Annotated in this window: 4 protein-coding genes; all 4 read left to right on the forward strand. The window is 66.3% G+C overall.

Features of this window, described 5'->3' with window-relative positions:
- The first annotated feature begins 61 nt into the window (after positions 1-61).
- The 4 genes from M3149_RS22425 to M3149_RS22440 are packed head-to-tail and all read left to right on the forward strand — an operon-like array spanning position 62 to position 2951.
- A complete protein-coding gene (locus M3149_RS22425) occupies positions 62-457 on the forward strand; it encodes a transposase (RefSeq protein ID WP_251711577.1) in 396 nt (131 codons plus the stop codon).
- Positions 454-801 carry an IS66 family insertion sequence element accessory protein TnpB gene (gene tnpB / locus M3149_RS22430; protein ID WP_054258153.1) on the forward strand — a complete coding sequence of 116 codons (348 nt, stop codon included), beginning with the start codon at positions 454-456 and terminating at the stop codon, positions 799-801. Before M3149_RS22425 ends, tnpB begins: the two co-directional genes overlap by 4 nt.
- A 60-nt stretch (positions 802-861) precedes the next feature.
- Positions 862-2433 carry an IS66 family transposase gene (gene tnpC, locus M3149_RS22435; RefSeq protein ID WP_251711578.1) on the forward strand — a complete coding sequence of 524 codons (1572 nt, stop codon included), beginning with the start codon at positions 862-864 and terminating at the stop codon, positions 2431-2433.
- Positions 2430-2951 carry a hypothetical protein gene (locus M3149_RS22440; RefSeq protein WP_054257191.1) on the forward strand — a complete coding sequence of 174 codons (522 nt, stop codon included), beginning with the start codon at positions 2430-2432 and terminating at the stop codon, positions 2949-2951. Before tnpC ends, M3149_RS22440 begins: the two co-directional genes overlap by 4 nt.
- Positions 2952-2997 lie beyond the last annotated feature (46 nt).

Consider the following 2997-nt stretch of genomic DNA (forward strand, 5'->3'; position numbering starts at 1 on the left):
GTAAGCGTGGCCTCAAGGCCCTTGTTGCCGGGCCGAGGGGAGCAGGTCAGCATGCGTCCATATGCAAGACAGTGGACATACCCCTGAGTGGAGCGGCCCGAAGGTTGAGCGCACCCTTCGCAACGGCAAGCACATCTATTTCTCAACCTTCAAGGCTTGGCTGGTCGAACAGGCCAGCAGACCGGGCGCATCGGTCGCGGGTCTGGCGCTGCGCAACGGCGTCAATGCCAATCTGCTGCGTCACTGGATGAAGCTGGGTCATTGGCAATCGGGCACCCCGACGCTGTTACCCGTGACTGTTCTCGCACAGCAGCCCTGTGCCGATGTGGTGGCGACCACCCTTGCCCAACCGTTCACGGGAACGGTGGAGATCGAACTGTGTGGCGCCGTCATCCGCCTGAGCGGTCAGGTCGATGCCGCGCAACTGAGGGCGGTGGTGACTGCGCTGCGCGCATGATCGGCTTGCCAGCGAACACGCGGGTGTGGATCGTGGCCGGACACACCGACATGCGCAAGGGCTTCGATGGTCTGGCCGCGATGGTGCAGACCGCGCTGAGCGAGAACCCGTTCAGTGGCCACGTCTTCGTCTTCCGCGGCCGGCGCGGCGACATCCTCAAGGTGCTGTGGTTCGATGGCCAGGGCCTGCTGTTGCTCAGCAAGCGACTCGAACGCGGGCGCTTCGTCTGGCCCCAAGCCTCGGGCGGTGGCGTATCGCTGACACCGGCACAGTTGTCGATGCTGCTCGAAGGCATCGATTGGCGCATGCCAGCGCGCACGCATCGGCCGGAGCTGGCCGCGTAGAGCTGGCGTTGCGGGTCATTCCCGATGGAGCCGGACTGGGGGTGAGGCACACTCCAGGCCGTGTCGACGCCCACCCCATCACAGCCGAGCCGCGAAGAATTGTTGCGCATCATCGAGGCGCGCGATAGCGAGGTGGCACTGCTCAAGCTGATGGTCGACAAGCTCAAGTTGCAACTGCTGCGCCGGGTTCGTTCCGAATTCGGTACATCCAGCGAGCAGTTGACGGCGCAGATGCCTTTGATCGATGGCGACCAAGCCGCATTGAGCATGCGTGCCAAGGGTGTCCCGGTGCCGGCCCCCGCCAATGACGCGCAGATCGACCGCCGTCTGCCGGCGCATCTGCCGCGCGACGTCCAGGAACACCTGCCCCAGCTCAGCAACAGCCATCACGACGGTACGGGCCAACCCTGCGGCTGCACGGCCTGCGGTGCCCGGTTGCGCAAGATCGGGCAAGACGTCTCCGAGCAGCTGGAGTACGTGCCGGCGCACTTCAAGGTGATCCGGCATGTGCGGCCCAAGCTGGTTTGCGTGGGCTGCCAGACGATCTTCCAGGCCAGCGCACCGGGCCGCCCGATTGCGCGTGGTGTGGCCGGCGCCGGCCTGCTGGCCCATGTGCTGGTCTCCAAGTATTGCGACCACTTGCCCTTGTACCGCCAAAGCGGCATCTACGCCCGCAGCGGCGTTGAGCTGGACCGCTCCACGCTGGCCGGCTGGGTCGATCAGGCCGATCAGTTGCTGGACCCGCTGGTGGCGGCGCTGGGGCGCTACACCTTGGCGGCGGCCAAGATCCACGCCGACGACACCCCCGTCCCGGTGCTGCAGCCCGGGCGGGGCAAGACCAAGACCGGACGCTTGTGGGTGTACGTCAGAGACGACCGCCCGATCGGTTCCAGCGAGCCTCCTGCAGCCTGGTACCAGTACACGCCGGACCGCAAGGGTGAACACCCACAGCGGCACCTGCGGCAATACCGGGGCATCCTGCAGGCAGACGCCTATGGCGGCTGGGGCAAGCTCTACGGATCAGGCCAGATCACCGAGGCCGCTTGCTGGGCGCACGCGCGCCGACCTTGGTGGGATCTGTACCTCAGCAGCGGCAAAGACGAGACTTCCATCGCCGCACAGGCGCTCGGACGCATCGCCGAGCTGTATGCGATCGAACGCGACATTCGGGGACAACCTCCCGATGTTCGGCAGGCCCAACGCCAGGCGCGGGCTGGCCCGCTGCTGCAGGAGATGCACGCCTGGCTGAGCCAACTGCTGGGGCGGGTGTCGGCCAAATCGGAATTGGCACAAGCCATCGGCTACAGCCTTGCGCGCTGGCAGGCCCTGACGCGCTATTGCGATGACGGCCGTATCGAGATGGACAACAACGCCGCCGAGCGGGCGCTGCGTGGGGTGGCCTTGGGGCGGGGCAACTACCTGTTCATGGGCTCGGACGCGGGCGGCGAGCGCGCGGCCGCAATCTACAGCCTGGTGCAGACCGCCAAGCTCAATGGGCTGGACCCCGAGGCCTACCTGCGTGAGGTGCTCGGCCGCATTGCCGAGCACCCCATCAACCGCATCGATGAGCTGTTGCCTTGGAACCTGATGCACACAGGGGTCAGCCCAACACAGCAGCGCCGGGCAGCATGAGTGCACCCGGCATCGACCCTCGGGTGCTGGACGCCCTGCAGAGCGCCAGCAGCCTGGAGCTGTTCCAGCTGAGCACGCTGATCGAGCGGCTGCTGGCCGATCCGCGGCGCATCATTGCCGTGCGCAAGGACATGCACCTGGGCCAGACGGTGCGCTTTGTGGACTGGCGCGATGGCAGCCTGCGTGAAGGCAAGGTCGTGGCCATGCGCGAGGCCCAGGTCACCTTGCAGGACTTGCGAGAGCGCAAGGAGTGGAAGCTGCCCTACGCCGCAATCGAACCGCCTCCGCCCGATCCTGCGGCACCTCCTCAAGCGGTGGAGCCAGAGCCGCCCGCCCCAACGCGACCGACACGCAACGACTTCCGCTGTGGCGAAAAGGTGGCCTTTGAGGACAAGTACCTGCAGACCGTGGTGGGCATCATCGTGCGCATCAACAGCCGCACCGCCACCATCGACCCCGGCGATGGCACCCATTGGCGCGTCGGCTTCGCCCTGCTGCGCCACGTCCTGGACGTTTGACTATCCGCTGTCATCCTCGTCAAGAGGGTGTTGAGGCGACGCTTAC

The sequence above is a fragment of the Hydrogenophaga intermedia genome (assembly GCF_023715105.1).
Classification (GTDB): Bacteria; Pseudomonadota; Gammaproteobacteria; order Burkholderiales; family Burkholderiaceae_C; genus Hydrogenophaga; species Hydrogenophaga intermedia_A.

Excerpts from the sequence above, each read along its gene's own strand:
- M3149_RS22425 (WP_251711577.1), top strand. The coding sequence starts at position 62 with ATGCAAGACAGTGGACATACCCCTGAGTGGAGCGGCCCGAAGGTTGAG.
- tnpB (WP_054258153.1), top strand. The coding sequence starts at position 454 with ATGATCGGCTTGCCAGCGAACACGCGGGTGTGGATCGTGGCCGGACAC.
- M3149_RS22440 (WP_054257191.1), top strand. The coding sequence starts at position 2,430 with ATGAGTGCACCCGGCATCGACCCTCGGGTGCTGGACGCCCTGCAGAGC.